The organism is Luteococcus sediminum (assembly GCF_054783495.1).
On the sequence record NZ_BAAGQL010000021.1, the window covers coordinates 63898 to 89469 of the forward strand.

The window sequence follows — 25572 nt, forward strand, 5'->3', positions numbered from 1 at the left end:
CATGGCCGGCAAGACGCGGGTGCTGCGCTTCGCCCTGCCCTATGGCGCCACCAATCCGGTGGTCGTGAACCCGGAACTGGGGCTCGACAAGGTGGTTCGTCGCGGCGGCGGGCACTCGGCCGCGACCGATGTGACGCTGCTCGACAGCGCCGACCACCGGCTGCTGCGCGCCGGGATCGTCCTGGCCCACCGGGTCAGCGAGGGCCTGGGGGAGTGGTTCCTGGACGCCCTGGGTTGGCAGCCCTGGCTGCCGGCCGGGATGGTCGACCAGCACGGGGCCGTCGACGAGCTGCCCGAGCAGATGGCGCGCCTGGTGCACCCCTTCCGTCGCAGCGCCCCGCTGGGGCCCGTCGCGGCCCTGGGGCGCCGGCGCACCGGCTGGCTGCTGGTGGACGCCGAGGGCGCCACCGTCGCCCGGTTGCGCGACGACCAGATCACGATTCGTCGCGGGGGCGTCACCACCGCCCGCTACCGGGAGGTGACGGTGAAGCTGGAGCCGGGTGCCACCCGCGCCCAGCGCCAGCACCTGTGCGACGCGATGCTGGCCATCGGCGGTGCCAGGGTGGAGTCCTTCCCGAGCCTGCCGGCCCGCATCGGCCCGCCCGCCACCGGCCTGAGCGACTTCCGCGGGCCCTACGAGCTGGGCGAGGACAGCACACTGGAGGCCTTCGTCAGTTGGCTCTTCGCCCGGCGCCTGGACACCATGATGCGCGCGGACCTGGCGCTGCGCAGCGGCGAGAGCACCGACATGGACCTGCTGCGCGAGCAGCTGGCCGGGCTGCGCGGCGAACTGCGCAGCCTGTCCTTCGCCCTGGAACCGGCCTGGCGCGAGCGGGTGGAGCACGAGATCGGGCTGGTGCTGCCCACTCTGGCCAGCCGCACCATCGGCCAGCTGCCCGAGGACTACTTCAACGTCATCGACTCGCTGGTGTTGGGCGTGCGCGCGCCCAAGCTCGGCAACCTGTCGCAGCACCGGGCGGTCGAGGTGCTCGACGACCAGGTGATGCTGGGCGCCACCCTGCTCTTCGACCGGGCCCACAGCCTCACCCTGTCCTCCGGTGACGAGCGGTGGGCGGCCACGCTCACCGCGGCACGGCGGGTGGTGACGATGGCGCACACCGCCGCTCTGCTGGGCGAGAAGCGGGCCCGCAAGCTGGAGGAACGACTGGACGAGAGCATCAGCCTGCTCGAGCACTGCCAGATGCCGCCCGGTTTGGACGAGCCGCACCTGGAGCTCGACTGGGACGCGGCCACCGCCTTCCAGGAGGGGCGGCGCTTCGAGCGCGGCCGCCAGGAGCGGATGGGCTGGCGCGGTCGCTTCATCGAGACCTGGCCCGAGGTGGAGAAGCGGCTGCGCAAGCTGCGCAGGAAGAAGCCCGAAACCCGCGGCCACCGGAACCACGAGCATGAGCACGAGCACGACAGGGGGCAGCAGTGAGCAGGCCGTCGGACGGGCTCTTCGTCGTCCTCGAGGGTGGCGACTCGGCCGGCAAGTCCACCCAGGTTCGCCAGCTGGCCGGCTGGCTGCAGCGGGCCGGGCACCCTTACATCGTCACGCACGAGCCGGGGGACTCCTGGCTTGGAGCCCAGGTGCGACGCCTGGTGCTCAGCCCCGATTCGGGCGACATCACCGCCCGCGCAGAGTGCCTGCTCTACATCGCCGACAAGGCCCAGCACGTCGTCGAGGTGGTGCGCCCGGCGCTGGCCCGCGGCGAGGTGGTCGTCTGTGACCGCTACGTCGACTCGACGATCGCCTACCAGGCTGCCGGCCGCAACCTGCCGCCCGACGATGTCGAGACGATCGCGCTGTGGGCGACGCAGAGCCTGCGCCCCGACCTGACCGTGCTGCTCGACGTCGACCCGTCGCAGGCGGTGAGCCGGATCGCCGACAAGGACCGAATCGAGGGTGCCGGCGATGACTTCCACCGGCGGGTGCGCCAGGGCTTCCTGCGGCTGGCCGAGCGCGATCCGGAGCACTACCTGGTGCTGCCGGCGCGCGACTCGATCGAGTCCGTCGCCGCCCGGATCCAGCAGCGGGTGCAGCAGCTGCTCGACCAGCGCGCCGCGGCCGCCGGGCAGGACGGCCCGGAGGCACCGGGACTGTCGGGGGCGGCTGGCAGACTCGACCCATGAGCATCACACAGCTGCCCGGCGGGGTCTGGGGCGAACTGGTCGGGCAGGAGCGTGCCGTCGCCACCCTGCAGCGGGCGGTCAGCGGCGAGGCCTATGCCATGACCCATGCCTGGCTGGTCACCGGCCCACCCGGATCGGGACGTTCGAATGCGGCCCGCGCCTTCGCGGCGGCGCTGCAGTGCCCGCGCGGCGGCTGCGGCCAGTGCAATGAGTGCCGCACCAGCCTGTCGGGGGCGCATCCGGACGTGACGCTGGTGCGCACCGAGGAGTTGAGCATCGGTGTCAAGCAGGTGCGCGACCTGGTGCGTCGGGCCGCGATGAGCCCGACGATGGGCCGTCACCAGGTGATCGTGATGGAGGACGCCGACCGGGTCACCGACCAGGGCGCCGATGCACTGCTCAAGGCCATCGAGGAACCGGCCCCCAAGACGGTGTGGATCCTGTGCGCCCCCACCGCCGACGACGTGATCGTCACCATCCGCTCGCGCTGCCGGGCGCTGGCCTTGTCCACCCCGCGCGACGATGCCGTCGCACACCTGCTGCAGTGGCGCGACGGCATCGACGCCGAGGTCGCCAGCCATGCCGCCCGGGCCGCGCAGGGCCACATCGGTCGGGCCCGGGTGTTGGCCCGCAACGAGGACGCCCGCAACCGTCGCCATGCCGTGCTGAAGATCCCGGGCCAGCTGGTCAGCGTCGGTGCCTGTCTGACGGCCGCCGACAACCTGGTCAAGGCTGCCGCCGAGGAGGCCAGCAAGGCGACCGAGGCCACCGATGCCGCCGAGCGGCAGAAGCTGGAGGAGGCGCTGGGCTTCGGCACCAAGGGGGCGCGTCCCCGGCAGGCCGCGGCGGCGCTGAAGGAGCTCGAGGAGCAGCAGAAGGCCCGCGCCAAGCGGATCCAGCGCGATGCCCTCGACCGGGTGCTCACCGAGCTGACCACCTGGTACCGCGACGTGCTGGCCCTGCAGACGGGTGCCATCGCCGCGCCGCTGCCGGCCCAGGCGCTGCACGGCCAGATGCCGTCGTCTTCGGGCCCGCACCTGATCAATGGCGAGATGCGTCCGCAGCTGGAGCGTTCGGCCCGCGCCTGCCCGCCGGAGGTGACGCTGCGCCACATCGACGCGATCATCGCCTGCCGCGAGGCCCTGGAGACCAATGTGGCGCCCCTGCTGGCGATGGAGTCGCTGCTGCTGTCACTGGCCGAGAACCGCTAGCTGTACCGATAGGAGAGGGCGGTCTACCACGGGAACGACCATGCTTTGCTGCTGGGGCAGGGTTCTCTGCATGGAGCTGCTTGGGCAGGATTCTCTGCATGGACATTGGTTTGGAGACCGAAGACGACGTGCGCATTCTCGAACGCACGATGTCGATCATCGATGACGTCGCTGATCGGCGTGCGAGGATCTTTGGGGAGGAGCCGCCCCGCATCTGTCGTCAGGGAACGAAGCTGGCCCAGCTGCTGCAAGGGCTCCCGGGGCCTGCTGTTGATCCTCGGCTGAGCATCCACCATTCACTGTTGGCGGCCAGTGGAACGCTGGAGCAGCTGGGTTCCTTCTGCAGGAACAAGATTACGACCACGCCAGTGGTGATGAGTTCGCTGCTCCGAGTTGCGCTGCTGGGTGGGTCCCGGGTGGTCTTCGCACTGGGGCCCGACGCCCCCGCCGAGAGGAAGTCCAATCTTGAGGCCGTCGTTCGGCAGGAACACGCACGCCTGGCCCGTTGCTACAGGGAAGCGGAGAAGTTCACTTCTTTGGACGGTCTGGTGCCGCCTCCAGAGCTTTTGAAGGACCAGCGCGCCCGCTTCGCGCAGTGGAAGATCCCTGGCCAGTCCATGCGAGAAGGGGACATGTTGTCGCAGATGGCGGGTGTCGTGGCTGCCCGGCTCGCAGGCCACGGAGCTCAGCCGGACAATGCCATTGCAGAGCACATGTCGTGGATGTTCAACACGAATAGTGGTGTGGCTCACGGGTACGGCTGGCCCAATCTGGTGCCAGGGACACAGGATCTACCTGGCAACTTCATCGCCGATCTGTTCATGGTCTCCAGCGTCGGCCAGCTCGCGTTCGATTTGGCTGAGGAGCACACCGACTACTTGGACAGGGAGTAGAAGATCACGGGCCCATGTCTTGGACATGAACACGCTCTTCGTCCCTTCAGACAATTGGGCCCTATCGCCAATCTTGGCGATAGGGCCCACAGCAGGGGCGTTGGATCAGCAGGCCTTGGTCTGGTTGGCGCCGTAGGTGGCCTGTTCCTTGGTGTACTTGTCGCCTGCCTCGGACGACAGCTGTTCAATGAGCGCGTCGCAGGACATGGGCATGGTTTCCAGGTAGTTCTTGCCGGCCTTGGCCGCCTGCTCCTTCCAATCGACTTCCAATGTCTCGACAGCGGCAACAGCATCAGCCTTGTCGAACTGGCTACCAGCATCGGAGGAGAGCTGCTCGATCAGCCCTGCCTTCGAGAAGGGCATGGTGGCCAGGTACTGCTCGGCGGCTGCCTTGGCCAGCTCCTGCTTGGCGGACAGTCCCGATCCCTGCTCTTCGTCGGCCTGCTGGGTTTCGGCGGCCTGGGTGGTCTCCTTGGCCTCAGCCTGGGTAGTGGGCGCCGCTGCCGTCGTCGTGGCGGCGGGAGTGGCTTCGTCGCTCTTGCCCATGTTCTGGCAGGCGGCGATGAGGACTGCCAGGAGGACGAGAGCGAGGAGGATCTTGAGACAGCCGCCCTTCTTCTTGGGCTGGGGGTGGATGGGTGTCGCGCCGCCGGGGGCGTCGCCGAACTGCACGGTGTTGTCGCGCTTGGCCATTGGAAGGTGTCCTTTCGATATGACCAGGGGGAGGTCCAGCTCTCTGCGCGGTGCACAGGCTTGTGACGGCCCCCGACGCTGGCCAGCGTCGGGGGCCCCTGGTCACCGGACGAGTTCCGGGACGGACGAGAGGTGGGATTTATCGCCGCAGCTGAAGACTACAGAAATCTGATGACTTACGAAGAAGGAAGCCTCGTGTCCCAGCTGAGCATCGCCTGAACCCTGGGGGCGTTCTTGGGGTGTCAGGAATCTCATCACTGCAAAGTGTTGGTTTCTGATGCTCCCGAGACCGCGTAGGGGTGGCCTGGATGTATTGACCGGGATGTTGTCGCTGTCACCGACCGGGGAACGGAACAAGGGGCCGGACACATGCTGTCCGGGCCCTTCAGGTCCTGCGGATCGATGATTCCCCCGAATTCAATCCATGGCGTCTGGTTCCCCCGAACCTCTGCCGTGTTCGGCCCTTGGCGGATTCCCCGAATCGGCTGGCGGGTGGCTTCCCCCCGAAGCCTGCGCCGGTAGTGCATCCAGTTCCCCGAACTGGGTGGGTCGCTTCCCCCGAAACTTCCCTCCGCTGGGCCCGGATCCCCCGATCAGCGCCCTGCGACGTGACAACCATGCCTCGAAGTGGAAAGTGATCACAAGTGATCGAAGTGGCGCTCGACCAGCCAGAACGTCGCCCGATTCAGCAGTTCTTCAACTTCGGGGGCGCGATTGTCACGTGCTGGGGGGGACATTTGACCCACTGTGGCGTCGAAATGTCGCGCCAGGCGTGTCACGCCATCAGGGGACACACCCTTTTGGGTCCCTTCAGTTCCCCGACAGGTTCGAGCCCCGGCGCCCGTGGAGTCCGTTGGGTGCGGCGCAGGACCGGGGTCAAGTCACGACGGATACCCGTCCTTGCTCTCCTCGGTGCCCGGCCGGCTGGTGTGGGGGAGTGCACAGGCAGGGCTGCGGATGGGATCATGGTCGGGCATCCCTGCACCCATGGGAACAGCAGCCCCCGGCGACCAGTGCGGCGCACTTCCCCGACCAAAGGACGCATCGTGACCGACAACAGGTACGACAACTACCACCGATCCGACGAACCCACCCAGGTGCACCGCACCCTCGGCGGCGCCACCGAGGCCACGCAGGTCTTCCAGAGCGAGGAACTGCGCCAGGCCCAGATCGCGGCCGAACAGGCCGAGGCCGACGACCGCGCCGCCCAGCGCGCCCGCGAGCGCGCCGCGCGTGACCGCAGCCTGGGCAAGGTGGCGGTGGCCGACGGCCCCGATCCCGTCGCCCCCGTGGTCCCCAAGCCCACCACCGACCGTTTCCCCGCCTCGCTGGGGCTCTTCCTGCTGCGCCTGGTGACCGGCGCCATCATGGCCATCCACGGCGTGCAGAAGCTCACCAACATCGCCGGCACCGAGGCCTTCATGACCTCGCTCAACCTGCCCAGCCCGCACTGGATGGCCTGGGGCGTCGGGGTGGCCGAGGTGCTGGCCGGCGTCGCGCTCATCTTCGGCCTGCTGACCCGCCTGGCCGGCCTGGGCGTGGCCGCCGTCGCGATCGGCGCCCTGGCGCTGGTCAAGTGGGGCAAGCACAACCCCTTCGTCTCCGGACAGCCCGGCTTCACCGGCGAGTTCGAGCTGCTGCTGGCCGCCGCCGGCCTGGCCCTGATGCTGCTCGGGGCCGGCCGCTGGAGCATCGACGGGTCCTTCCGCGCCGCCCGTCGCCGCGCCAAGGCCGCCCGTTGAGGCAGCCCGCCTGCACAGTCTGCGACTGCCCCACGGCAGCACGACCAGGCCCTCACCCCGACCGGGGTGAGGGCCTCGTCACGTGATGGGGCGGCGGGTCAGAAGACCGGCTTGCCGCCGGTGACCCCGAGCACGGTGCCGGAGACATAGCTGGCCTCGTCGCTGGCCAGGAAGACATAAGCGGCGGCCACCTCGACGGGGTGCCCGGCCCGGCCCAGGGGGGTGTCGGAGCCGAAGCCCTTGATCTTCTCGGGCGCCATGGTGGCGGGAATCAGCGGCGTCCAGATCGGTCCGGGCGCCACGGCATTGACGCGGATGCCCTTGGGGCCGAGCTGGCTGGCCAGGTTCACCACCAGGTTGTTCAGCGCGGCCTTGCTGGCGGCGTAGTCGAGCAGCGGTTCGGAGGGGGAGTAGGCCTGCACCGAGGTGGTGACGATCACCGAGCCGCCGTCGCTGAGCTCCTCCTCGGCGGCCTTGACCAGCCAGAAGGGGGAGAAGACATTGGTCTCGAAGGTCTGCTCGATCTGCCCGTCGGGGAAGTCCTGCAGCTCGGGGTGGGTCATCTGGTAGGCGGCATTGGCCACCAGGACGTCGATGCCGCCCATCTTCTCGACGGCCCTGGCCACCACCTTCTGGTTGGCCTTCGCGGTGCGCAGGTCTGCCTTGATGACGTGGCAGGTGCCACCCAACTCCTTGATGGTCTTCTTGGTGGCCTTGGCGTCCTCGGCCTCGTCGGGCAGGGCGACGATCGTCACGACGGCGCCCTCGTGGGCCATCGTGGTGGCCACGGCCCGGCCGATGCCCGAGTCGCCGCCGGTCACCAGGGCGCGCTTGGCGTCCAGGCGCCCGCGCGGGGTCCAGCTGCGCTCACCGTGGTCGGGTTGCGGGCTCATCTCCGCGGTGGCGCCGGGCCACTGCTGGGTCTGTTCGGGGATGCGGGTGAGCTTGGGGCGACGCTCGGGGCTGGGCACGGCTGGAGGGGTCGCCTGCGCCGCCTGGGCCTTCGCGCTCTTCTTCGCGGTCTGGGTCTTCTTGGGGCTGCTCATTCATCCAGTCTGGCGCGGACGGGGTGCCGTGACGAGCAGAGAAGGCCCGGATTCACCCAGCGCGGAAGACGAGGTGCGGCCATGTCGCCGTGAATCGTTTACCTGCAGGACACTCCGGGCTATCCGAGTGGTCATCCGGGGAAGCGTTCGATGGCTGGGACATCGTCTTGGAGGGGGATGAAGATGCTCGGTTCGCCGGACAACGGGGTGCCCGTGCTGCGCACGCGTGAGGCCCGGCGCCGCCAGCTGGTGGTGCCGATGGTCGTCGGGGCGCTGGTCTCGGTGCTGGTGTTGGCACTGGCCTGGAACCGCGGCCGCGAGTCGCAGGTGCTCGGGGCGGGCTCGACGCTCGCGGCGCCGCTGGTGACCGGCTCCGCCAATGCCTACCGCTCAGCCTTCTCGGCCGACAATCCTCAGCGTCCGGACCAGACCGGTGGCGACTGGGTAGCTCGACGGCTCGGGCATCGGCTACGAGCCGGTCGGCTCCCTGGGCGGCGTCATGCGCCTGGCCGACCCCGAGGTGGACTTCGCGATCAGCGACTACCCGGTGAGCGCCAAGACGCTCGACGAGCACGGCCTGGGCCAGTTCCCGGTGGCCATCGGCTCGCTGGCCCTGGTGCACTGCGTCGAGGTCGAGGGCAAGCAGCTGCGCCTGGACGCGCCGTTGGTGGCGCGCATCTTTCGCGGCGAGGTGACGCGCTGGAATGACCCGGCGGTGGCCAAGCTCAATTCCGGCCTGGCCCTGCCCGACCAGCAGATCGTGCCGGTCCACCGGGGCGACGGCTCCGGTTCCACCCGCGCCTTCAGCGCCTGGCTGTCCGCAGGTGATGCCACCTGGAAGTCCGAGGTGGGTACCGGCCCGCAGCTGGAGTGGCCCGCCAGCGTCGGCCGCGCCGTCGAGAAGTCCGAGGGGGTCGTCAAGGCCGTGCGCGAGGTGCCCGGCGCCATCGGCTACGTCGACCCGGGCCAGGCTCGCGAGGCGGGGCTGTCGATGGCCCAGCTGCGCAATGGCGCCGGAGGATTCGTCGCCCCCGACCGGGCCGGCATGGCCGCCGCCGTGCAGGGCATGTCCTGGGATGCCGAGGGCCAGTTCACCGGCCTGGCGCCCCGCGCCGACGCCAAGGGCGCCTAACCCGATCACCGTGCCCGTCATGGCGGTGCTCAAGCGCGAACCCCAGCAGGAGGCCGACGCCCGGCGTGCCCTGGGCTACCTGCGCTGGCTCGTTGACGACTACGACGCCGAGGCCCGCCAGATGGGCTTCCTGCCGCTGCCCGCCGCCGGCGCGGCCCAGGTGCACGAGCACATCGCCAGGACCTTCACCTACGCCCGCTGATCCAGCAGGCGCCCCCACACGCTGGACCGACCCATCCCCGACCGGAACGGACACGACTGCAATGGAAGCTGACATCTTCAAGGAGATCCTGGTGCCCGTCGTGGGCGGCCTGGGGATCTTCCTGCTCGGCCTGGAGTTCATGGACACCGGCATCCAGGCGCTCAGCGTCAACAAGATGCGGGCCTGGCTCGCCAAGATCGCCGGCACCCCCGTCAAGGGCGTGATGGCCGGCACCGTGATCACCGGCGTGATCCAGTCCTCCACCGCGATGACGGTGATGACCGTCGGCCTGGTCAATGCCGGCGTGCTCAACCTGCGCTCGGCGATCAGCGTAATCATGGGCGCCAATGTGGGAACCACGCTCGGCAACGGCCTGATCGCGCTGCCACTGGGCCCGATCGGCCTGCTCTTCAGCGGCATCTTTGCGTGCGTCTACTGCTTCGCGCGGCAGGACAAGACGCGCAACATCGCGCTGGCCTCGATGGGCTTTTCGCTGATCTTCTACGGCCTCAACCTGATGACCGGGGGCCTCAAGCCGCTGCGCAACATGCCCGAGGTGATGGCGGTCCTGCAGCGACTGGACTCCTCCAACATCGTCGGCGTCGTCTCCTGTGCCCTGATCGCCGCCCTGATCACCGCGATGATCCACTCCTCTTCGGCCACCATCGGCATCGTGATGGGCCTGGGTGCCTCCGGCGTGCTGCCCTGGCAGACGGCCATCGCCTTCGCCATCGGCGCCGACCTGGGCACCACCGTCACCTCGTGGATCGCCTCGCTGAACCTGAGCAAGAATGCCAAGCGCACCGCCTACGCCCACATCGCCTTCAACTTCATCGGCGTCTTGGTGGTGCTGGCGCTCTTCTTCCCCGCCATCCGCGTGCTCGGCTGGGGCCTGGGCCTGTTCGGCATCGACCCCGCCGCCCCGACGGTGGTCGACGGGCAGCAGACCTTCCCGATGGTGCCGGTGGCCGTGGGTGTCTTCTCGATCATCTTCAACATCTTCAACGTGCTCATCATGTTCCCCTTCATCGGCACCTTCGAGCGGGTGCTCAGCAAGGTGGGGGCCGACGAGAACGTGCCGGAGGAGTATGCGGTGCCGCGCTTCCTCGACCCGAAGGCGGTCGACGACCACCCGCGCGCCGTCGCCGGCGTGCTGGCCGAGACCCGTCGCCAGCTGCAGGCCGGAACGGCCTTCCTCGACATCGCCCGTGGCCGCCCCGGCGCGCCGGTGGAGCTGGAGGAGCATGCCGAGGCCGTCGACTCGCTCTCCCGCGAGATCCGCGCCTACTGCGCCACCTCTTCCGCGACGACCTGGACCGCGGCCAGAACGACCTGGTGGCCAGCCTGATCGAGGAGGTCGACTTCACCTCGGCCCTCAACGAGCAGCTGCACCAGGTGGCCCGCCGCGCCGACCGCGAGGTCTTCAGCCCGGCCAGCCAGGTCTTCCTGGAGGAAAGCCTGGACGTGCTCGACGCCCGCCTGTCGCGGATCGTCGCGGTGGACGATGCCTAGGCCGCGGTTCCGCAGGAGATGCGCGAGGAGAAGGACGTGCTGGAGCTGCGTGAGCGGATCGTCAGCTCCCCGTCGCTGCCGGCCGGTGAGCGTGGCGCCCTGGTGGCGCTGCTCGGCTCGGTGGAGCGCGCCCAGCAGCTGGTGGAGCGGATCGAGGTCGAGCGTGCCTCGGTGGACCGCGGCACGATCGGCGTCGTGGAGCCGGTGGCCAGCGCCTGAGCCCTTCGGCCAGCCCGAACGGCGGCCCGCCATCGTCACGCACGATGGCGGGCGCTTCTCATTGTTGGGCCCTGTTCATTGTTGGGCCTTGTTCGTGGTTGGGCCTTGTTCGTGGTTGGGCCGGGCTGTCGTGGGCGGCGTCTACGCTTGCGCCATGGCGCGAGTGATGGCGGTCACCTTCGAGACCCACGGGCAGTTGCACTACCTCGATCCGGGGGAGCAGCAGTGGCAGGTGGGCGACATGGTGCTGCACCCCACCGAGAACGGCCCAGAGGTGGCACAGGTGGTGTGGGCGCCCGAATGGGTGGACAGCGAGAACCTCACCGACCTGCCGGTGGTGGCCGGACGGGCCACCGAGAAGGACCTGCGCCGCGACGAGGAGAACCGCCGCCACCGCGCCGAGACCTTCGAGGTGGCCAGGGCGATGGTCGCCGAGCACGGGCTGCCGATGAAGGTGGTGGCCGTCGACTGGATCGACCGCGGGCCGACGCCGGGGCTGCAGGTGGCGATCTACTTCACCGCCCCGGAACGCGTCGACTTCCGCGCGCTGGTGGGAGACCTGGCCCGGGCCCTGAAGGCGCGCGTCGACCTGCGCCAGGTGGGTGGGCGTGACGCGGCCCGCCTGACCGGCGGCATCGGCAACTGCGGACGCGACCTGTGCTGCTCCACCTTCCTGACCGACTTCGAGCCGGTCGGCCTGCGCGTGGCCCGCGACCAGGGCCTCTCGACCAATCCGCTGGCCATCCAGGGCCAGTGCGGCAAGCTGATGTGCTGCCTCAAGTACGAGCACCCCCTCTACGTCGACTTCGCCCAGAAGGCCCCGGCGGTGGGGAACCGGGTCTCCAGCCCGATCGGCGAGGGCGTGGTGGTGGGCCACAACGTCCCCAGCCAGAGCGTCGCCGTGCGCAACCGCGACGGCGAGGTGGCGCGCTGCCCGCTGACCGAGGTGTGCCCCACCTCGAAGCGCCGCAAGGAACGCCACAAGGCCGTGCAGCGTCGCGAGGAGGGCCAGCAGGCATGAGGATGCGACGGATCGTCGCGGCGCTGGCCGTGCCCCTGCTGCTGGCCGGGTGCCAGCAGGAGCCGTCCATCCCCACGCCCGGGCCCGGCGCCAGCGCGCCGGCCTCCCCGTCGTCGGCGGTGGCGGTGCCCTCGGGCAGCGCCACCGTGACGACCACCTCCAAGGACGTCGCCGGCTTCCAGCTCTCGGCCCATCGTCGCCAGGAGCAGTACACCTCGCCCGACCGCACCAGCGTCGCTTCGGATGCCACCCCGCCCGGCTTCGCCGCCCCGCCGCCCGGCCAGGGCCGTCAGCGCTACCTGGACCAGACGATCCGCTGGAGTGCCTGCGACGGCTTCGAGTGCGGCACCGTCCTGGTGCCGCTCGACTGGGACCGTCCCGACGGCCAGGCCATCACGCTGAAGATCAAGCGGCGCGTGGCCGACCAGAAGCGCACCGGCACCCTGTTCATCAACCCCGGCGGGCCGGGCGCCTCGGGCCAGCAGATGCTGGAGACCTTCGACTGGAACTCCTTCCCGCAGCACGACGTGATCGGCTGGGACCCGCGCGGCACCGGGGAGTCGACGCCGGTGGTGTGTGGCACGCCTGAGCAGACCGAGGCCTACCTGGCCTCGGAGAGCTCGCCCGACGACGCGCAGGAGTTCCAGGCCGCCGTCGCCCAGAACAAGCACTTCGCCGCCCAGTGCAGGCAGGGCTCCGGGGCGCTGCTCGACCACATCTCCACCATCGACACCGCCCGCGACCTGGACTACCTGCGATACCTGGTGGGCGACGACACGCTCGACTACCTGGGCATCAGCTACGGCACCTACATCGGCGCCATGTATGCCGAGCTCTACCCGCAGCGGACCGGGCGGATGGTGCTCGACAGCGCCGTCAACATCACCACCGACGACTCGGTGATCCAGGCGATGGGCTTCGACCTGGCGCTGCGCAACTACGCCACTTGGTGTGCCGAGCAGAAGTGCGAGCTGGGCAGCACCGCCGACGAGGTGATCGCCTCGGTCACCGGCATCTTCGACTCCCTGGACCAGGAGCCGCTGGAGGTCGAGGACCGCGAGCTCACCCAGGGGCTGGGCGTCACCGGTGCCGTCACCTACCTGTACATGGGCTCAACCGGCTACACCCAGCTCACCCAGGCGCTGGTCTCGGCCCGCGACGGCAAGGGCCAGCCGCTGCTCGCCACCGCCGACATCATGAACGGCCGCCAGAGCGACGGCAGCTATGACTCGATGACCTACGGCTTCCCCGGGGTGGGCTGCGTCGACGCCGAGGACCCGGGCATCGACGGCTCGGTCAAGGAGTTCGAGCAGGACAAGAAGAAGGCGCCGGTGCTCGCCCCCTACTTCGGGGTCAGCCTCACCTGCCCGGTGTGGTCGGCCACGCCGTCACCGCAGCTGGAGCTGCGGGCCAAGGGCGCCGCGCCGATCCTGGTGCTGGGCGCCACCGGAGACCCGGCCACCCCCTATGAGCAGGCCGTCAGCATGGCCGAACAGCTGGAGCCCGGCGTCCTGCTCACCTGGAAGGGCGCCGGGCACTCCGCCTGGGACCTGGGCAATGCCTGCGTCAAGAGCGCCGTGCGCGACTTCGTCAACGACGGCACCGTGCCGCCGGACAAGAAAGTCTGCTGAGCCTGGGGCGGCTCGCCTGGCTGGGATCCGCCCCGAGACCGGCACTGGGCACGTCGAAAGCTGACCCCGCCCGTGCTGCGGCGGGTGCGGGGTCGGCGTGCGACGTGCGGGGTCGAGTCCAAGGTCCCGGGGTGCGGGGTCAGGCCTCCCGGTAGGGGTCGGGCAGGGCGACGAGGATGGTCTCCAGGTACTCCTCGATGCCCTCGTGGCTGCCCTCGCGGCCCAGGCCCGACTGCTTGACGCCGCCGAAGGGGGCGGCGGCATTGCTCAGCAGGCCCTGGTTGACCGCCACCATGCCCACCTCGAGCTGTTCGGCGACGCGCAGCACCCGGTCCATGTCGCGGGTGAAGACGTAGCCGGCCAGGCCCACCTCGCAGTCATTGGCGAGCTCCAGCGCCTCCTGCTCGGTGGTGAAGGTGGTGATCGGGGCGACGGGGCCGAAGACCTCCTCGCGCAGGATCTTCGCGTCGTGGCCGACACCGGTCAGCACGGTCGGCTCGTAGAACCAGCCCTCGCCGTCGACCTTCTTGCCACCCACCAGGGCCGTCGCGCCCTGGGCGAGTGCCGCATCCACCAGCTCCGCGACGCCATCGCGGGCCTGTTCACTGACCAGCGGGCCGACGGTGGTGTCCTGGTCGAGGCCATCACCCACCTTCAGCGTCTTGAACTTCTCGGCGAGCCTGCGGCCGAAGTCCTCGGCGACGTCGGCGTGCACGATGAGCCGGTTGGCGGCGGTGCAGGCCTCGCCCATGTTGCGCATCTTGGCCAGGTAGGCGCCCTGGACGGCCTCGTCGAGGTCGGCATCGGCGAAGACCAGCAGCGGAGCATTGCCGCCCAGCTCCATCGAGGTGCGCAGCACCCCGTCGGCGGCCTGCTTGAGCAGCTGCTTGCCGACGCCGGTGGAGCCGGTGAAGGAGAGCTTGCGCAGCCGCGGATCGGCGATCAGCGCGTCGGTGGTCTCGTGCGAGGTGGAGGTGATGACATTCACCACACCCTTGGGTAGCCCGGCATCGGCCAGCACCTTGGCGAAGAGCAGGCTGGTCAGCGGGGTGAGGACGGCCGGGCGCAGCACGACGGTGCAGCCCGCGGCCAGCGCCGGGGCGATCTTGCGGGTGGCCATCGCCAGTGGGAAGTTCCACGGCGTGATGAACAGGCACGGGCCTACCGGGCGCTTGGTCACCAGCTGGCGCTGCGTGCCCTCCGGCGACGGGCGGTAGCGGCCGGCGATGCGGGGCGCCTCCTCGCTGAACCAGCGCAGGAACTCGGCCCCGTAGACCACCTCGCCCTTGGCCTCGGCATAGGGCTTGCCCATCTCCAGGGTCATCAGGCGGGCGAAGTCGTCGGTGCGCTCGATCACCAGCTCGAAGGCGCGGCGCAGCAGCTCGGCCCGCTCCCGGGTGGGGGTGCGGGCCCAGCCCTTCTGGGCAGTGGCGGCGGCGTCGAGGGCGCTGGTGGCGTCGGCGACCGATGCGTCGGCGATGGTGGCCAGCAGCTGGCCGTTGGCGGGATTGTGCACCTCGAGGGTGCCCTCGCCGCCGTCGCGCCACTCACCGTTGATGAACAGTGCGGTGGGAAGGTCGTGCGGCAGCTCGTGGGAGAGGGTCTGCGACATGGGGATGCCTCTCTGTGCGTCAAATGTGTGCTCACTTCGATGGTAGGCACCGGCACGGACACTTCGGGGGTCATCAGCCACCAGCTGCACCGGCGGGCGGCCGCGCCGGCCGGGGTTACTTGCCCCAGCCGGCCAGGAAGTCGTCCACCTCGGCCCGGGTGGGGGCGGTGGCCGGTCCGCGACGGGTCACCTTGAGCGCCGCTGCGGCATTGGCTCGGCGGGAGGACTCCACCCAGTCGCCGCTGAGCGCGTACTCGGCGCACAGCACGCCGGTGTGGCAGTCGCCCGCACCATTGGTGTCGACGGGCTTCTGCGGGAAGCCGGGCACGCGGTGGGTGGTGCCGTCCAGGTGCACCGCGCAGCCCTCGGATCCGTCGCGCACGAGGGAGACCGCCCCTTCGGGCAGGAAGTGGGAGCAGGCCTCGGAGGCCTCGGCCATGTCGCGGTGCATGGTCATCTGGTGGGCCTCGTCGGCATTGCTCGTCCACACGGTGGTGAGTGCCAGCATTCGGGTGCGCACCGGGACGGGCAGGGCGCTGAAGGCGGCACCCGGGTCGAGCACGACGTGGACGCCCTCGGGCAGGGTCTCGAGCCAGTCCAGCAAGGGGCGTCGGGTGCTGGCGACGGCCAGCGAGTAGCCGGTGACGTTGACCAGGTCGCCCGGCTGCGGGGCGCTGGTGGCCAGGGACTCGACGCTGATCTGGCGTTCCGCGCCCAGGGTGGTGACGAAGGTGCGCTCGGCCGAGGGTTCGACCATGACGAAGCAGATACCGGTGTCGCTGTCGGTGATGGGCGGGGCCGAGAGGGCGATCTTCTCCTGCGCCATCACCTGGCGGATCAGGTCGCCATTGGGGCCGGTGCCGTGGGCGCCGGCGTGGACCGACTCGGCGCCGGTGCGGGCCGAGGCCACCAGGATGTTCGTCGCCCCACCGGCATAGCGGGCATGGCTGGTGGCCATGGAGTTGTCACCCCGCCACGGCAGTGCCGGGATCTCGACAACCTCGTCCACCAGGGCCTGGCCGGTGTGGATCACGCGTGCCATCGTCACTCCTTCGTCGTTCGCGCCAGACTACTGTGAGCCCATGGCCAGCTTCGACGACCTCGAGTTCTACCCCGGCGACCCGATCTTCGGGCTCAACGACCTGTTCCGCGCCGACACCCGGCCGAGCAAGGTGAACCTGGGCGTCGGTGTCTACCTCGACGAGCTGGGCCGCCTGCCGTTGCCGCGGGCGGTGGCGACGGCCGAGCAGCGGCTGGCCGAGCAGCCGGCGCCGCGCGGCTACCTGCCGATGGCCGGTGACCCGGAGCTGCTGCCGCTGGTGCAGGAGCTGGTCTTTGGTGCTGGATCGCTGCCGCTGCTGGAGAAGCGGGTTGCTTCGGTGCAGACGCTGGGCGGTTCTGGTGCCCTGAAGGAGGGCGCAGACTTCCTGCACGGCCTGCTGGGGGCCTCGACCGTGGCGCTGAGCGATCCGTCGTGGGCGAACCACTCCGCGATCTTCGGTGGGGCGGGCTATGAGGTGACCAGCTACCGTTACCACGGCGCCGCCGAGCACCGGGTGGACGTCGACGGGATGCTCGAGGACCTGGCGGCGCTGCAGCCCGGCACCGTCGTGGTGCTGCACGCCTGCTGCCACAACCCCACCGGCCATGACCTGACCGGCGACCAGTGGGTGCGGGTGGCCGAGGCGGTGGAGCGGTCGGGGGCGGTGGCCTTCCTCGACATGGCCTACCAGGGCTTCTCGCACGGGCTGGAGGCCGACCGGGTGGCGGTGGAGGCCTTCGTCGCCAGCGGACAGCGCTTCTTCGTCGGCAACTCCTTCAGCAAGAACCTGGGGCTCTATGGGGAGCGGGTCGGCGCGCTGCACGTGGTCTGCCGCGACGAGCAGGAATCCGCGACGGTGCTCTCGCAGCTGGCGCGGGTGGTGCGCACCAACTACTCCTGCCCGCCGGTGCACGGCGCGGCGATCGTGAAGATGGTGCTGGGTGATGCCGAGCTGCGCGCCGGCTGGACCGCCGAGCTCGACGCCATGCGCGAGCGGATCCGCGGGATGCGCCAGCAGCTGGTGGCCGGGCTGGCCGAGCGCGGGGTCGACTTCGGCTTCGTCGCCCAGCAGGCCGGCATGTTCAGCTACTGCGGCCTCTCGGTGGAGCAGATGCACCGGCTGCGCACCGACCACGGCGTCTACGGCACCGACGACGGCCGCATCTGCGTCGCCGGGCTCAACCAGGACAACCTGGACACGGTGGTGACGGCGATCGCTGCGGTGGTGGGCTGAGCCGGACGCGCCGTTTGGCGGCAGGCGCCCCCGCATGGCTATAGTTGTGCAGTCCGCTCACGCGGGCATGCCGCCCTAGCTCAGTTGGTAGAGCAACGCACTCGTAATGCGTAGGTCAGGGGTTCGACTCCCCTGGGCGGCTCCATCGGAGCCCCTCGTCGGAGGGGCTTTTTCATTTGTCCAGTGAGCGGGAACGCCCGCCGATTCTGACGTTTGGGAGCCTAGTTGGCAGCCTAAGAGTTCGCGCGGATAGGTCAGGGCCGCCTTGTGGGTCGTGCGTCCCATCGGTGGGTGGTCCAGGCCTGTCTCACGAGGCGCCGGGTGATGATGATCGCGTTCGCGAGCGCGATGAATGCGTCGATGACGCGGATGCGGCGTTCGGTGCAGCAGCGGAGTTTCCCGAAGCCTCGGTTGTGCCAGGCGTTGGTGCGCTCCACCACCCACCTGGCCCCGGCCTGCAAGGGGGTGCCCTTCGCGGAAATCTCCCAGTCGCAGCCCAGGGTGGCGAGCCGTTGGCGGGTGGCCCTGGAGTCGTAGCCGGCATCCAGGTGGACAGTGATGCGCTCGGGCATGCCGCAGCCCAGGCCGTGATCGAAACGCGCCAAGCGTTCCAAGGTTGGTTGGAGCCAGATGGAGTCGTTGCGGTTCGCCGGGGCGACCACGCACCCGATCGGGATCCCTTGCGCGTCGACCATCAACGAGCGTTTGGTGCCCTGTTTTCCCCTGTCGACCGGGGATTTTCCGGCCGCTTCGCCGCCGCACGGGGCTTTGACCAGACAGCCGTCGACGGTGATGTTGTCCAGGTCGAGGCCGATGAGGCGGTCATAGGCCTCCAGGCACAGGTCCTCCAGTCGGGTGAAGATGCCGGCGGCGATCCACTCGTCACGTCGGGCCCGCAGGGTGGTGGCCGAGCAGGTCGAGTCGGCGATCGTGGCATAGGAGCAGCCGAGCACGAGGACTTGGACGAGCTTGTCGAACACGATCCGATCAGGAATCCGGGGCCGATGGCAGCCCCACGGATGGGTGTCGACACGCTCGGGAATCAGTGCGGCGAACTGGCTCCACACCGGTTCGAGGATGAATGATGGGACGGCAGGCACGAGTACCTCGCAGGGGAAGTGGCGAGACTAGACACCTTCATCTTCCCCGGTGGCCTCGTGCCTGCCCCGCGTCGTCCTTGAGGCCTATCCGCGCGAACTCTAAGCGCTTGGTCCAGAATCGACGGGCCTCGAAGTCCGGGGTTAGTTCCCGCTCGTCAACGAGTTCTTGGCGAAGAGCGCTTCGCGGGCCTCAGGATCGTCGACCAGTTCCAGTAGCCGACGGAAGTCGTCCCGAGTCCTGGCCAGATCCACCCGGCGCCCAGCGGCGGTGTCGAGCAGGTAGTACGTGTCCCAGGTGATCCCCGCAGCGTGACGCGCCTGGTAGTAGTGCACCCGCTCGATGTTGAACCGGTCGTCGTAGTCACGAAGCACGTACCCGATGAGCTGGGCAACGTGCTCCTTCTGCATGGCGACCCGATTCGCGGCCTTCTTGGGCTTGTTGGTCTTCAGCTCCACCAGGGTGCCGTCGGCCAGCAGGTCGAGCGAGGCCTCACAGACTCGACGCCCCTTCGCCTGGGCGAAATCGAAGACGCTGGACCGGACCGAATCGCAAGGCGCCAGCGACGGAAGCAGGGAGTTCTCGGCGAGCCGGAGCAGCTGGTCCAGTTCGATTTGCTCCTGATCGGTCGCCAGGTCGAGGAGGTGGCCCGGGGAGCCAGCCAGCGTCGAGCAGGCCTCGCGGACTCGATCGGCCCCGGGGTGGCGCAGGTCGGTGATCCGGGCCAGGCCCAGCAACATGCGGATCAGAGCCTCGCGGTCGGTGCCGCTGGCAATCCTGTCGATCGAGGTCATCAGCTCCTTGGTGTCTTCTCGGAGGCAGAGCATCAGCTCCTCGGCGTCGGCGCTGAACGCGTCGGGGTCTGCGAGGAGCGCGATGCCCAGTCCGAAGGCGGTGCCCACGAAGTGCCCGGTCTCGGTCAGCGACGGCACGAGCAGGGGCCGGGAGGCCATGCGCTGTTTGTATTGCTTGACCACATCGGACATGTTCGGGAAGCGGTCTTCGAGGAAGCCGCGCAGCGGGAAGACGTCGGGACGAGTGACGGGCTGGCCTGCGACCGCAGTCACGGTGTCCGCATGACAGATCCGGGTGGTGGGGTAGGCCGTCGCGACGTCGCCATACGGATGCTCGGCGACGGGCAGCATGCACGGGTTGAGGTGGCGAAGGTGGTTGGGCCACTGGGACATGGGTGATTTCTCCTGCTGTTCGAAGGGGCCCGGTGACCCGTTCACTGGTCTAGACAGGTGGAGGCGGCGAAACGTGACATGCGATTTCGAGATTTCTCAAAATGCGCCGATTCAGGCGGTGGGCTCCGTTGCCCACAGGGCTGCGCCCATGGCGTCGGCGGCGTCCCGGGAGACGGTCGGTGCGACGTGGCTGTAGGTGTTCATGGTCAGGCTGATCTGGGAGTGGCCCAGAGTTTCCATCACGACGCGAGCATGGACGCCCTGCGTGAGCATGTTCGATGCGGCCGTGTGGCGCAGGTCATGCAGGCGGATCTCAGGCAACCCAGCGGCCGCCGCATAGCGCTTGAAGGTGCGGTAGTCATTGCGCGGTGAGAACGGCGTCCCGTTCGCTGTCGTGAAGACCAGGCCATGCTCCTGCCACCCATCGCCAGCCGCGGCCCTCTGCTCATCCTGTTCGGCGCGGTGACGCTGCAGGGTCTCGACCAGATGATCGGGCAGGGCGACAGTGCGACGAGAGCGGGCCGTCTTGGGCGGCACGAGGACGAGCCCGCGGCCGGGCTGGTACTGCAGGGCCTGCGCAATGCGCAGGGTGCGCTCCTCGAAATTCACATCCGCCCTTGACAGGCCCAGGACCTCGCCTTGGCGCAGTCCCAGGGCAATGGCCAGCTCCCAGCGGGCGGCCGTGGGTTTGGTGCTCACGAACGACAGGAAGGTCTTGGTCTGTTCGAGGGTCCACGGCGTCACCTCGGAGCGGGTGATCGACGGCGGGTCGACGGACAGCACGGGGTTGGTCGGGATCAACTTCCACCGCACAGCCACCGTCAAGGCCCGCCGGAGCAAGGCATGGAGGCGACGGACGCTTCCCGGCGCGAGCTTGCGCAACATCACCTGGTAGAAGTCGGAGATGTGCGCGGGGCTGAGCTTGTCCAGCTTCCAGCGTCCAAGCGCGGGCGCGATGTAGAGCCGGTTCTCCTGCTTGTAGCGCGCCAGCGTCGACGAGCGAACGGTGCTGCCCGCCACCTCGGCCAGGTACTGGTCCATCCAGGCCGACAGCGTGGGTACTCGCCCGGGTTCGATCCGGCCTTCTTCGGCTAGTCGAGTGAGCTGGCGAACCTTGCTCTGGGCTTCTGCCTTGGTCTTGGCCGTGACGTACTTGCGCTGCCGCTTGCCTTCCTTCCACCCAAAGTCGACGTAGCCGCGCCAGCGGCCGGCCGCGGTCTTGTAGACGGCGCCTTCGCCTTGTCCACGGCGCTGTCTGGTCATGCCGCCACCGAGTTTTCGGCGACGAAGCGCTTGAGGTCGTCGACGGAGATCCGACGAGAGCGGCCCATCTTCACGGAGGCCGGCTGTCCGGAGTAGATGAGTTCGTAGACGCGATTGCGGCAGACGCCGAGCATTTGGGCGGCTTCTGCGACGGTGACCATGAGCTTTTCCATGGTGGGGGTCCTTCCTGATGGTGGGGTGGTTGCTGGGCTAGGTGGAAGTTGCTGAATTGCTGTTCACAGGGTCTCGCGCGGCGCGGAGTGCCTTGGCGTGCTCGTATTGGGTGCGCCAACGGTGGCGTTCTTGGATCCCGGCAAGGATCGTTCGCGTGTAGAGGCCGGGGGACTGCTCGACGGGGTGCCACTCGTAGCGTGGGCGGCCGTCGTCGGCTTGGACTTCTGCGCTCAGGCGCTCGATGTCGGGCGCCGTGATCCCGGCCTCTTCCAGGGCTTCACGGACGACGGCGGCTCGATCTGCGCGGTGCCGCTTGAGGGTCTTGCCGGACCACTTGCGGGAGACGAGGCAGCGGCGTCCGCCGAGGCCCAGATGCTCGCGGTCGTGGTGCTTCTTGGGGCAGGAGCCGGGCACCATGCCTTCCTTCGCCCCGGGGGCTGCACCCCGTACCGCAGCCAGTTGGTGCACTGTTCGGAGCAGGGGAGCCAGCGCAGTTCGGCGTGTAGGCGGTCGATGTGGGCTTCGTAGGCGGCGTCCGCCGCGTCGGTGTCCGTGTAGGGCTCGGCAATCGACTTGTTGAGGTACTTGACCAGGTATCGGATGGCGCGGTCCGCATCGGCAGACGAGGCGACGATTCCTTGGATGTCGGTCTGCGTCCCGAACCGCATCACGTGGGCAGGCCGCGCGACCTGGTCGGCGTCCAGCGCATCCATGGCCTCGCCCCAGGTGGGCAGCATCACGCCGGTTTCGGGGTCGGCGTAGCCGTCGCCAGTCCAGATGGGAAGGTTCTCCTGGCTGTACACCACCCGGCTGAACTGTGGCCACCAGACCTGCAGGTAGACGGCGTTGGCCACCTGGCGCAGGAGCTGGCGGGGGATGGCACCGCGGATGGCGGCATGGAGATGGGGCGCCAGACGCTTCTGGGGTTCGACGGCGCTGAAGTACTGCACGTCGTATCCAGCGCAGCGTCGCAAAGCCTTCCAGAACTGGTCCACCAGCCGGGAGAAGAACAGGGCGTCCAGAGCGGCGCGTCGGTAGTCGTAGCGCGCCGGGTCGGCCGGAATACCCGTACCGGGAATGATTGCCCCGTAGCTGGGCAGCGTGAGCGTGACGAACATCGAGGGTCGGTACTCGCGTCCGTCGGGTGCGGTGAAGGTGGTGCCGATGGTTCGTGCATCCATCGGGGTCTTGGGCAGGTTGGGCATGCCCTGGCGACGGCGGGTGGACCGCACGCGGCGACTCGTGCCCGTGGCGGGATTGTTGACGGTGGCCCCAGGACGCGCCGGTTCCTCGGAGAGATGCCATCCTTCGCGGCACTGCTGCATGCGCAAGGTCCGGGCCTTGTGGGCACAGGCGGGGCAGCGGGATTCGAGGGTGGCGCCACAGGCCATGGCGACGGTCTGCTCAGCGCCGGTCTGCCGGTCATGCACTCGCCGGACCACGGGGCGACGGCACACGTGGTTGGCGTCAGCCAGTTCAGCGGCCATCGCCGCCGTGATCGTGGGGGTCATGCTGCATCGCTCCCTTCGAGGCGTGGGGTGCGGCGACTGCGCGTCTTGGGCGCGGCCTCGGGCACGGTGATGGGGATGTGGACGGGCGCGGGCCATCGCTGGGCAGCCTCGCGGATGGCGTCGTCGCTGGTGTACGCGGCGCGGACCCGAGTGACCTGGCCGGTCTCGTCGAGGACGTACCCGACACCCGGCATGGTGCGCGGGATGTCCTGGCACCGAGCGCCGGAGCGAACGGCGTCGTGGGAGAGGATCATCGCCGCCTCTTCGGACCCATTGAGACGAAGGCCGATGGACTGGGTGAACAGGTTGCGGATCTTGAGGACTTCCTTTCGTGGGTCCTGCAGGAAGCCGTAGACATAGAAGCCGACAGCCCGGCCCTGGCTCAGGAGGATCGCGAGGGCGCTTTCAGCGCGGCGCATCAGGTCGCGATCGGGGAGGTAAGCCACCAGCGATGCCAGCTCGTCGACGACCACCAGCACGAGCGGCTCTTCGACGGTGGGCTCGTGCAGGCGCGTGATTCCGGCCAGCCTCTGGGCACGTGCCTGGCACTGCACCGCGGCCTCTTCGAGGAGTACGACGGCCTCAGCGGGTTCGGTCGCCAACCGGGTGAACAGCGGTGCACCCAGGGAGAGTTCCATGCCGCCCTTGAGGTCGATGCCCTGCAGCTGCACCAGGCCGGATTCGATGTTGGGCCCCTGTGCCGTCACGACTCCCCACAGGACGGAGCCCTTGCCCGCGCCGGTGGCGCCAGCGGTGAGGGTGGAGATCCTCAAAGGCAGCATCCAGGGCTGACCGTCTTCGGTGGTGCCCAGCTCGACGTGTTCCGTGGGAACGAGGTCACCGTCTGGCGCTTCCAGACTGAAGGATTCGGCCAGATGGTCGACGAGGGAGAAGACCAGCTCGACTCGGTTGCGTGCCGGGTCCGTGGAGACACGTACGCGCTGGGCGTCGGAGGCGGTGCGCAGGATGTCGCAGGCGTTCTCCCAGTCCTGCACCGTCTGGCCCAGGAGAAGGCCGGGGTGGGCGACCAGCAGCCCCGCTTCGTTGACGTCGAGCCCGTACAGGGGCGGAGTGACGGTGAGACCACTGCCCGCCAGACCAGGACGAGCGAGCCCCGCGGCAACCATGAGGTCCGGCCAGCGTCGGTGGAAGTGCCGCATCATCCGACGGTGCGAACGCGGGGCACGCAGGTAGCGGACGAGGGGATCGAGCTCCTCCTACGGAATCGACATGCAGAACCACGACCAGGCGACGAGCACGCCCATGGCCATGGTCGCCTTCATGAAGACGTTGAGAGCCTCCATGGTGGGGAGGAGGATCCCGACGGCCACCCAGGCCAGGGTCAACAGGACGATGCGTCCCCGACGGAACAGGGGCTCGGTCCAGACGACGACGTGTGCCGGGACCTCCTGCGTGACGAGGGTGAAGGTACGCATGGTCACGCCGCCTTGGACTCACGGGCGGTGCGGGGAGCGGCCAGTCCGGTGGCGCGCAGGGAGTATGCGACGCGGGCGCGGCCGTTGCCAGTCTCCTTGGCGTAGGGCGTCACGGTCAGCCCCTCCAAGTAGACGGGGCGGATCGGCGCGTTCGCGATGGCATCCGGCGGGACGGGCTGCACGTCGGCAGCGACCTTCAGGCGCATGGTGCGTTCACGTGCCTCGGGGTCGAAGTCCATGATGTCGACCTGCCAGACGAGCTTGCCCGTCTCCTTGTCTCGCTCCTGGACGCGGTTGTCCTTGCTCGACTTCTCGAAGTCGATGGCGGGGGTCACGTCACCCACCAGCGCCACGCCGAATGGGAAGGCATCGCTGCAGTTCACCTTGATACGTCCGCCAATGCTCATGTCAGGTCTCCTCTGTCTTTGTTGCCATGTTGTCTATGCAACATAGACTATGCACAGGGCTGACTCACATGTCAAGGCTTCGCGCGCTATGGGACTATGTGTCTATGACACCTAGCGAACCTCAGCGCCTTGGCTATCGAGAGATTGCCGCCAAGCTGCGCGACGAGATCAACCAGGGCGTCTACGCGGAGGAGCTGAAGCTTCCGACGCAGGGTGAACTGTGCGAGCGCTTTGGGGTTTCGCGCATGACAGTGTCGCACGCGCTGGCGGAGCTGCAACGGAGCAGCATCATCTACACGATCCAGGGCAAGGGCATCTTCATCACGCCGCCCAGCAGCGTTCCACCCACATCGCCCATGTCAGGTCTGGCTGAGGATCTCAACAATCCCCAGGGCAAGGTCGTCTATTGCTACTTTAACTCCTTGGCTGACGCGGACGCGACTCTCTCGCCACTTGTCATCGAGCACCCCCGGTTGGATCCGATCGAGATTCGTGTGCTGATGCCGGTCGACGCGGAGGGATTTGAGCCTCCCAAGGTTCCCGGAGCCATCATTCGTGTCCGGCACGCTGAGACGCCGTTGCAGCCGATGATCCGCTTGACGACTGGGGATGCTGTGATGTCGCTTCACCAGGACGGCGCCCTGGCATTCACAGATGAGTGCGTCTGGTTCCGGCGGGAGCCCGTGTACGTCGACACAATCCTAAAGTGGTTCGAAGACGAGTGGGCCCTGGGGGAACCTCAGGGGCGCGAGTGACGGCCGAAGCTGACCGGCAGCCCCACCAGGGCGGGTCTCGCCGCGAGTGGACCAACGACAACGGTGAGCCCGAGATCTTTCCCGGTCCGTGGTTCGCGGAAGCAGTCAACGGACTGTGCCTCGGCCATACGCATAGAGAGCAGGGGAGTGCACCAAGAACGGCCAGTGGCGAACGCGTAGACGGATCTCTCGCTGCTGAATAGACCTCTACTAGATCAAGGCCTCGCTGCGCTCGGTCGCCGCTGCGGTCCGTGTCCTTGCGCGCTGGCGCTCGCTGCGGGCCGGTTCTCACGCCGTTGGCACAGGGCGCTGTAGGCCTGCTGATGCTCACATCTGGTGCTGCTGCTCAAAGCGCCGTGTCTCCCTGCAGCCATGTTCTTGATACTTTGGTGTTTGCCTATTGGCCGTTTCTCGTGGG

General features: G+C 68.7%; 27 protein-coding genes, 1 tRNA gene and 1 pseudogene. 15 read left to right on the forward strand and 14 right to left on the reverse strand.

Going from position 1 to position 25572, the window contains the following annotated elements; translation table 11 throughout:
* The first annotated feature begins 1 nt into the window (after position 1).
* From ACYVKA_RS11810 to ACYVKA_RS11825, 4 genes are all read left to right on the forward strand, one after another.
* Positions 2 to 1438, forward strand: a complete 1437-nt coding sequence (locus ACYVKA_RS11810) for a hypothetical protein (RefSeq protein WP_460705635.1) — start codon at positions 2 to 4, stop codon at positions 1436 to 1438.
* On the forward strand, positions 1435 to 2133 hold the full coding sequence (gene tmk / locus ACYVKA_RS11815; RefSeq protein WP_394277281.1) for a dTMP kinase: 699 nt from the start codon (positions 1435 to 1437) through the stop codon (positions 2131 to 2133). The genes ACYVKA_RS11810 and tmk overlap by 4 nt, the downstream gene beginning before the upstream one ends.
* Positions 2134 to 2135: 2 nt before the next feature.
* A complete protein-coding gene (locus ACYVKA_RS11820) occupies positions 2136 to 3344 on the forward strand; it encodes a DNA polymerase III subunit delta' (protein WP_460705792.1) in 1209 nt (402 codons plus the stop codon).
* 98 nt (positions 3345 to 3442) lie between these two features.
* Complete coding sequence (locus ACYVKA_RS11825; RefSeq protein WP_460705637.1) at positions 3443 to 4237, forward strand: hypothetical protein; 795 nt, start codon at positions 3443 to 3445, stop codon at positions 4235 to 4237.
* A 105-nt stretch (positions 4238 to 4342) separates the two neighbouring features.
* Here the strand turns inward: ACYVKA_RS11825 and ACYVKA_RS11830 are convergent, their stop codons facing one another.
* Positions 4343 to 4930 carry an Ltp family lipoprotein gene (locus ACYVKA_RS11830; RefSeq protein WP_460705639.1) on the reverse strand — a complete coding sequence of 196 codons (588 nt, stop codon included), beginning with the start codon at positions 4928 to 4930 and terminating at the stop codon, positions 4343 to 4345.
* 1046 nt (positions 4931 to 5976) lie between these two features.
* Between ACYVKA_RS11830 and ACYVKA_RS11835 the strand changes: the two genes are divergently transcribed.
* Positions 5977 to 6672, forward strand: a complete 696-nt coding sequence (locus ACYVKA_RS11835) for a DoxX family protein (RefSeq protein WP_460705641.1) — start codon at positions 5977 to 5979, stop codon at positions 6670 to 6672.
* 98 nt (positions 6673 to 6770) lie between these two features.
* On the opposite strand, the gene ACYVKA_RS11840 is transcribed toward ACYVKA_RS11835, so the two are convergent.
* Entirely contained in the window at positions 6771 to 7718 is a 948-nt protein-coding gene (locus ACYVKA_RS11840; protein ID WP_460705643.1) for an SDR family oxidoreductase, read from the reverse strand.
* Positions 7719 to 7849: 131 nt separating this feature from the next.
* Positions 7850 to 8098 carry a hypothetical protein gene (locus ACYVKA_RS11845; RefSeq protein ID WP_460705645.1) on the reverse strand — a complete coding sequence of 83 codons (249 nt, stop codon included), beginning with the start codon at positions 8096 to 8098 and terminating at the stop codon, positions 7850 to 7852.
* 83 nt (positions 8099 to 8181) lie between these two features.
* On the opposite strand from ACYVKA_RS11845, the gene ACYVKA_RS11850 reads away from it, so the two are divergent.
* From ACYVKA_RS11850 to ACYVKA_RS11880, 7 genes are all read left to right on the forward strand, one after another.
* Positions 8182 to 8850 (forward strand): substrate-binding domain-containing protein, encoded by a 669-nt coding sequence (locus ACYVKA_RS11850; RefSeq protein ID WP_460705794.1) that lies wholly within the window; start codon positions 8182 to 8184, stop codon positions 8848 to 8850.
* A gap of 10 nt (positions 8851 to 8860) precedes the next feature.
* Positions 8861 to 9052 (forward strand): hypothetical protein, encoded by a 192-nt coding sequence (locus ACYVKA_RS11855; RefSeq protein ID WP_460705647.1) that lies wholly within the window; start codon positions 8861 to 8863, stop codon positions 9050 to 9052.
* Positions 9053 to 9113: 61 nt separating this feature from the next.
* Positions 9114 to 10400, forward strand: a complete 1287-nt coding sequence (locus tag ACYVKA_RS11860; protein WP_460705649.1) for a Na/Pi cotransporter family protein — start codon at positions 9114 to 9116, stop codon at positions 10398 to 10400.
* The gene (locus ACYVKA_RS11865) at positions 10388 to 10564 is read left to right on the forward strand and encodes a hypothetical protein (RefSeq protein WP_460705651.1); all 177 of its coding nucleotides are present in this window, start codon (positions 10388 to 10390) and stop codon (positions 10562 to 10564) included. The genes ACYVKA_RS11860 and ACYVKA_RS11865 overlap by 13 nt, the downstream gene beginning before the upstream one ends.
* A gap of 18 nt (positions 10565 to 10582) precedes the next feature.
* Positions 10583 to 10783, forward strand: a complete 201-nt coding sequence (locus ACYVKA_RS11870; RefSeq protein ID WP_460705653.1) for a hypothetical protein — start codon at positions 10583 to 10585, stop codon at positions 10781 to 10783.
* A gap of 154 nt (positions 10784 to 10937) precedes the next feature.
* Entirely contained in the window at positions 10938 to 11804 is an 867-nt protein-coding gene (locus ACYVKA_RS11875; protein ID WP_460705655.1) for a PSP1 domain-containing protein, read from the forward strand.
* Positions 11801 to 13435 (forward strand): alpha/beta hydrolase, encoded by a 1635-nt coding sequence (locus ACYVKA_RS11880; RefSeq protein ID WP_460705657.1) that lies wholly within the window; start codon positions 11801 to 11803, stop codon positions 13433 to 13435. Before ACYVKA_RS11875 ends, ACYVKA_RS11880 begins: the two co-directional genes overlap by 4 nt.
* A 139-nt stretch (positions 13436 to 13574) precedes the next feature.
* On the opposite strand, the gene ACYVKA_RS11885 is transcribed toward ACYVKA_RS11880, so the two are convergent.
* Both ACYVKA_RS11885 and ACYVKA_RS11890 read right to left on the reverse strand, forming a co-directional pair.
* Complete coding sequence (locus tag ACYVKA_RS11885; protein WP_460705659.1) at positions 13575 to 15047, reverse strand: NAD-dependent succinate-semialdehyde dehydrogenase; 1473 nt, start codon at positions 15045 to 15047, stop codon at positions 13575 to 13577.
* Between the two features lie 115 nt (positions 15048 to 15162).
* A complete protein-coding gene (locus ACYVKA_RS11890; RefSeq protein ID WP_460705661.1) occupies positions 15163 to 16089 on the reverse strand; it encodes a PfkB family carbohydrate kinase in 927 nt (308 codons plus the stop codon).
* Positions 16090 to 16129: 40 nt separating this feature from the next.
* Between ACYVKA_RS11890 and ACYVKA_RS11895 the strand changes: the two genes are divergently transcribed.
* Positions 16130 to 17323 (forward strand): amino acid aminotransferase, encoded by a 1194-nt coding sequence (locus tag ACYVKA_RS11895; RefSeq protein ID WP_460705663.1) that lies wholly within the window; start codon positions 16130 to 16132, stop codon positions 17321 to 17323.
* A gap of 69 nt (positions 17324 to 17392) precedes the next feature.
* Positions 17393 to 17468, forward strand: a tRNA-Thr gene (locus ACYVKA_RS11900).
* A gap of 109 nt (positions 17469 to 17577) precedes the next feature.
* Here ACYVKA_RS11900 and ACYVKA_RS11905 read toward each other — a convergent pair.
* From ACYVKA_RS11905 to ACYVKA_RS11945, 9 genes and pseudogenes are all read right to left on the reverse strand, one after another.
* A complete protein-coding gene (locus tag ACYVKA_RS11905; protein ID WP_460705665.1) occupies positions 17578 to 18423 on the reverse strand; it encodes an IS5 family transposase in 846 nt (281 codons plus the stop codon).
* A 141-nt stretch (positions 18424 to 18564) separates the two neighbouring features.
* Entirely contained in the window at positions 18565 to 19608 is a 1044-nt protein-coding gene (locus ACYVKA_RS11910; RefSeq protein ID WP_460705667.1) for a hypothetical protein, read from the reverse strand.
* A 111-nt stretch (positions 19609 to 19719) separates the two neighbouring features.
* A complete protein-coding gene (locus ACYVKA_RS11915; RefSeq protein WP_460705668.1) occupies positions 19720 to 20871 on the reverse strand; it encodes a tyrosine-type recombinase/integrase in 1152 nt (383 codons plus the stop codon).
* The gene (locus tag ACYVKA_RS11920; RefSeq protein WP_460705670.1) at positions 20868 to 21044 is read right to left on the reverse strand and encodes a helix-turn-helix domain-containing protein; all 177 of its coding nucleotides are present in this window, start codon (positions 21042 to 21044) and stop codon (positions 20868 to 20870) included. Before ACYVKA_RS11920 ends, ACYVKA_RS11915 begins: the two co-directional genes overlap by 4 nt.
* A gap of 37 nt (positions 21045 to 21081) precedes the next feature.
* Positions 21082 to 21462 carry a replication initiator gene (locus tag ACYVKA_RS11925; protein WP_460705672.1) on the reverse strand — a complete coding sequence of 127 codons (381 nt, stop codon included), beginning with the start codon at positions 21460 to 21462 and terminating at the stop codon, positions 21082 to 21084.
* Between the two features lie 62 nt (positions 21463 to 21524).
* Positions 21525 to 22652, reverse strand: a pseudogene (locus ACYVKA_RS11930) (replication initiator); the annotation flags it as partial.
* Positions 22553 to 23719, reverse strand: coding sequence for a hypothetical protein (locus tag ACYVKA_RS11935; protein WP_460705674.1), 1167 nt, complete (start codon positions 23717 to 23719; stop codon positions 22553 to 22555). The pseudogene ACYVKA_RS11930 and the gene ACYVKA_RS11935, both read right to left, overlap by 100 nt.
* 54 nt (positions 23720 to 23773) lie before the next feature.
* Positions 23774 to 23998: a hypothetical protein gene (locus tag ACYVKA_RS11940; RefSeq protein ID WP_460705676.1), complete on the reverse strand. Its 225-nt coding sequence runs from the start codon at positions 23996 to 23998 to the stop codon at positions 23774 to 23776.
* Positions 23995 to 24399 carry a hypothetical protein gene (locus ACYVKA_RS11945; protein ID WP_460705678.1) on the reverse strand — a complete coding sequence of 135 codons (405 nt, stop codon included), beginning with the start codon at positions 24397 to 24399 and terminating at the stop codon, positions 23995 to 23997. The genes ACYVKA_RS11940 and ACYVKA_RS11945 overlap by 4 nt, the downstream gene beginning before the upstream one ends.
* 104 nt (positions 24400 to 24503) lie before the next feature.
* Here ACYVKA_RS11945 and ACYVKA_RS11950 point away from each other — a divergent pair, with 104 nt between their 5' ends.
* Positions 24504 to 25154, forward strand: a complete 651-nt coding sequence (locus ACYVKA_RS11950; protein ID WP_460705680.1) for a GntR family transcriptional regulator — start codon at positions 24504 to 24506, stop codon at positions 25152 to 25154.
* Positions 25155 to 25572: the final 418 nt, after the last annotated feature.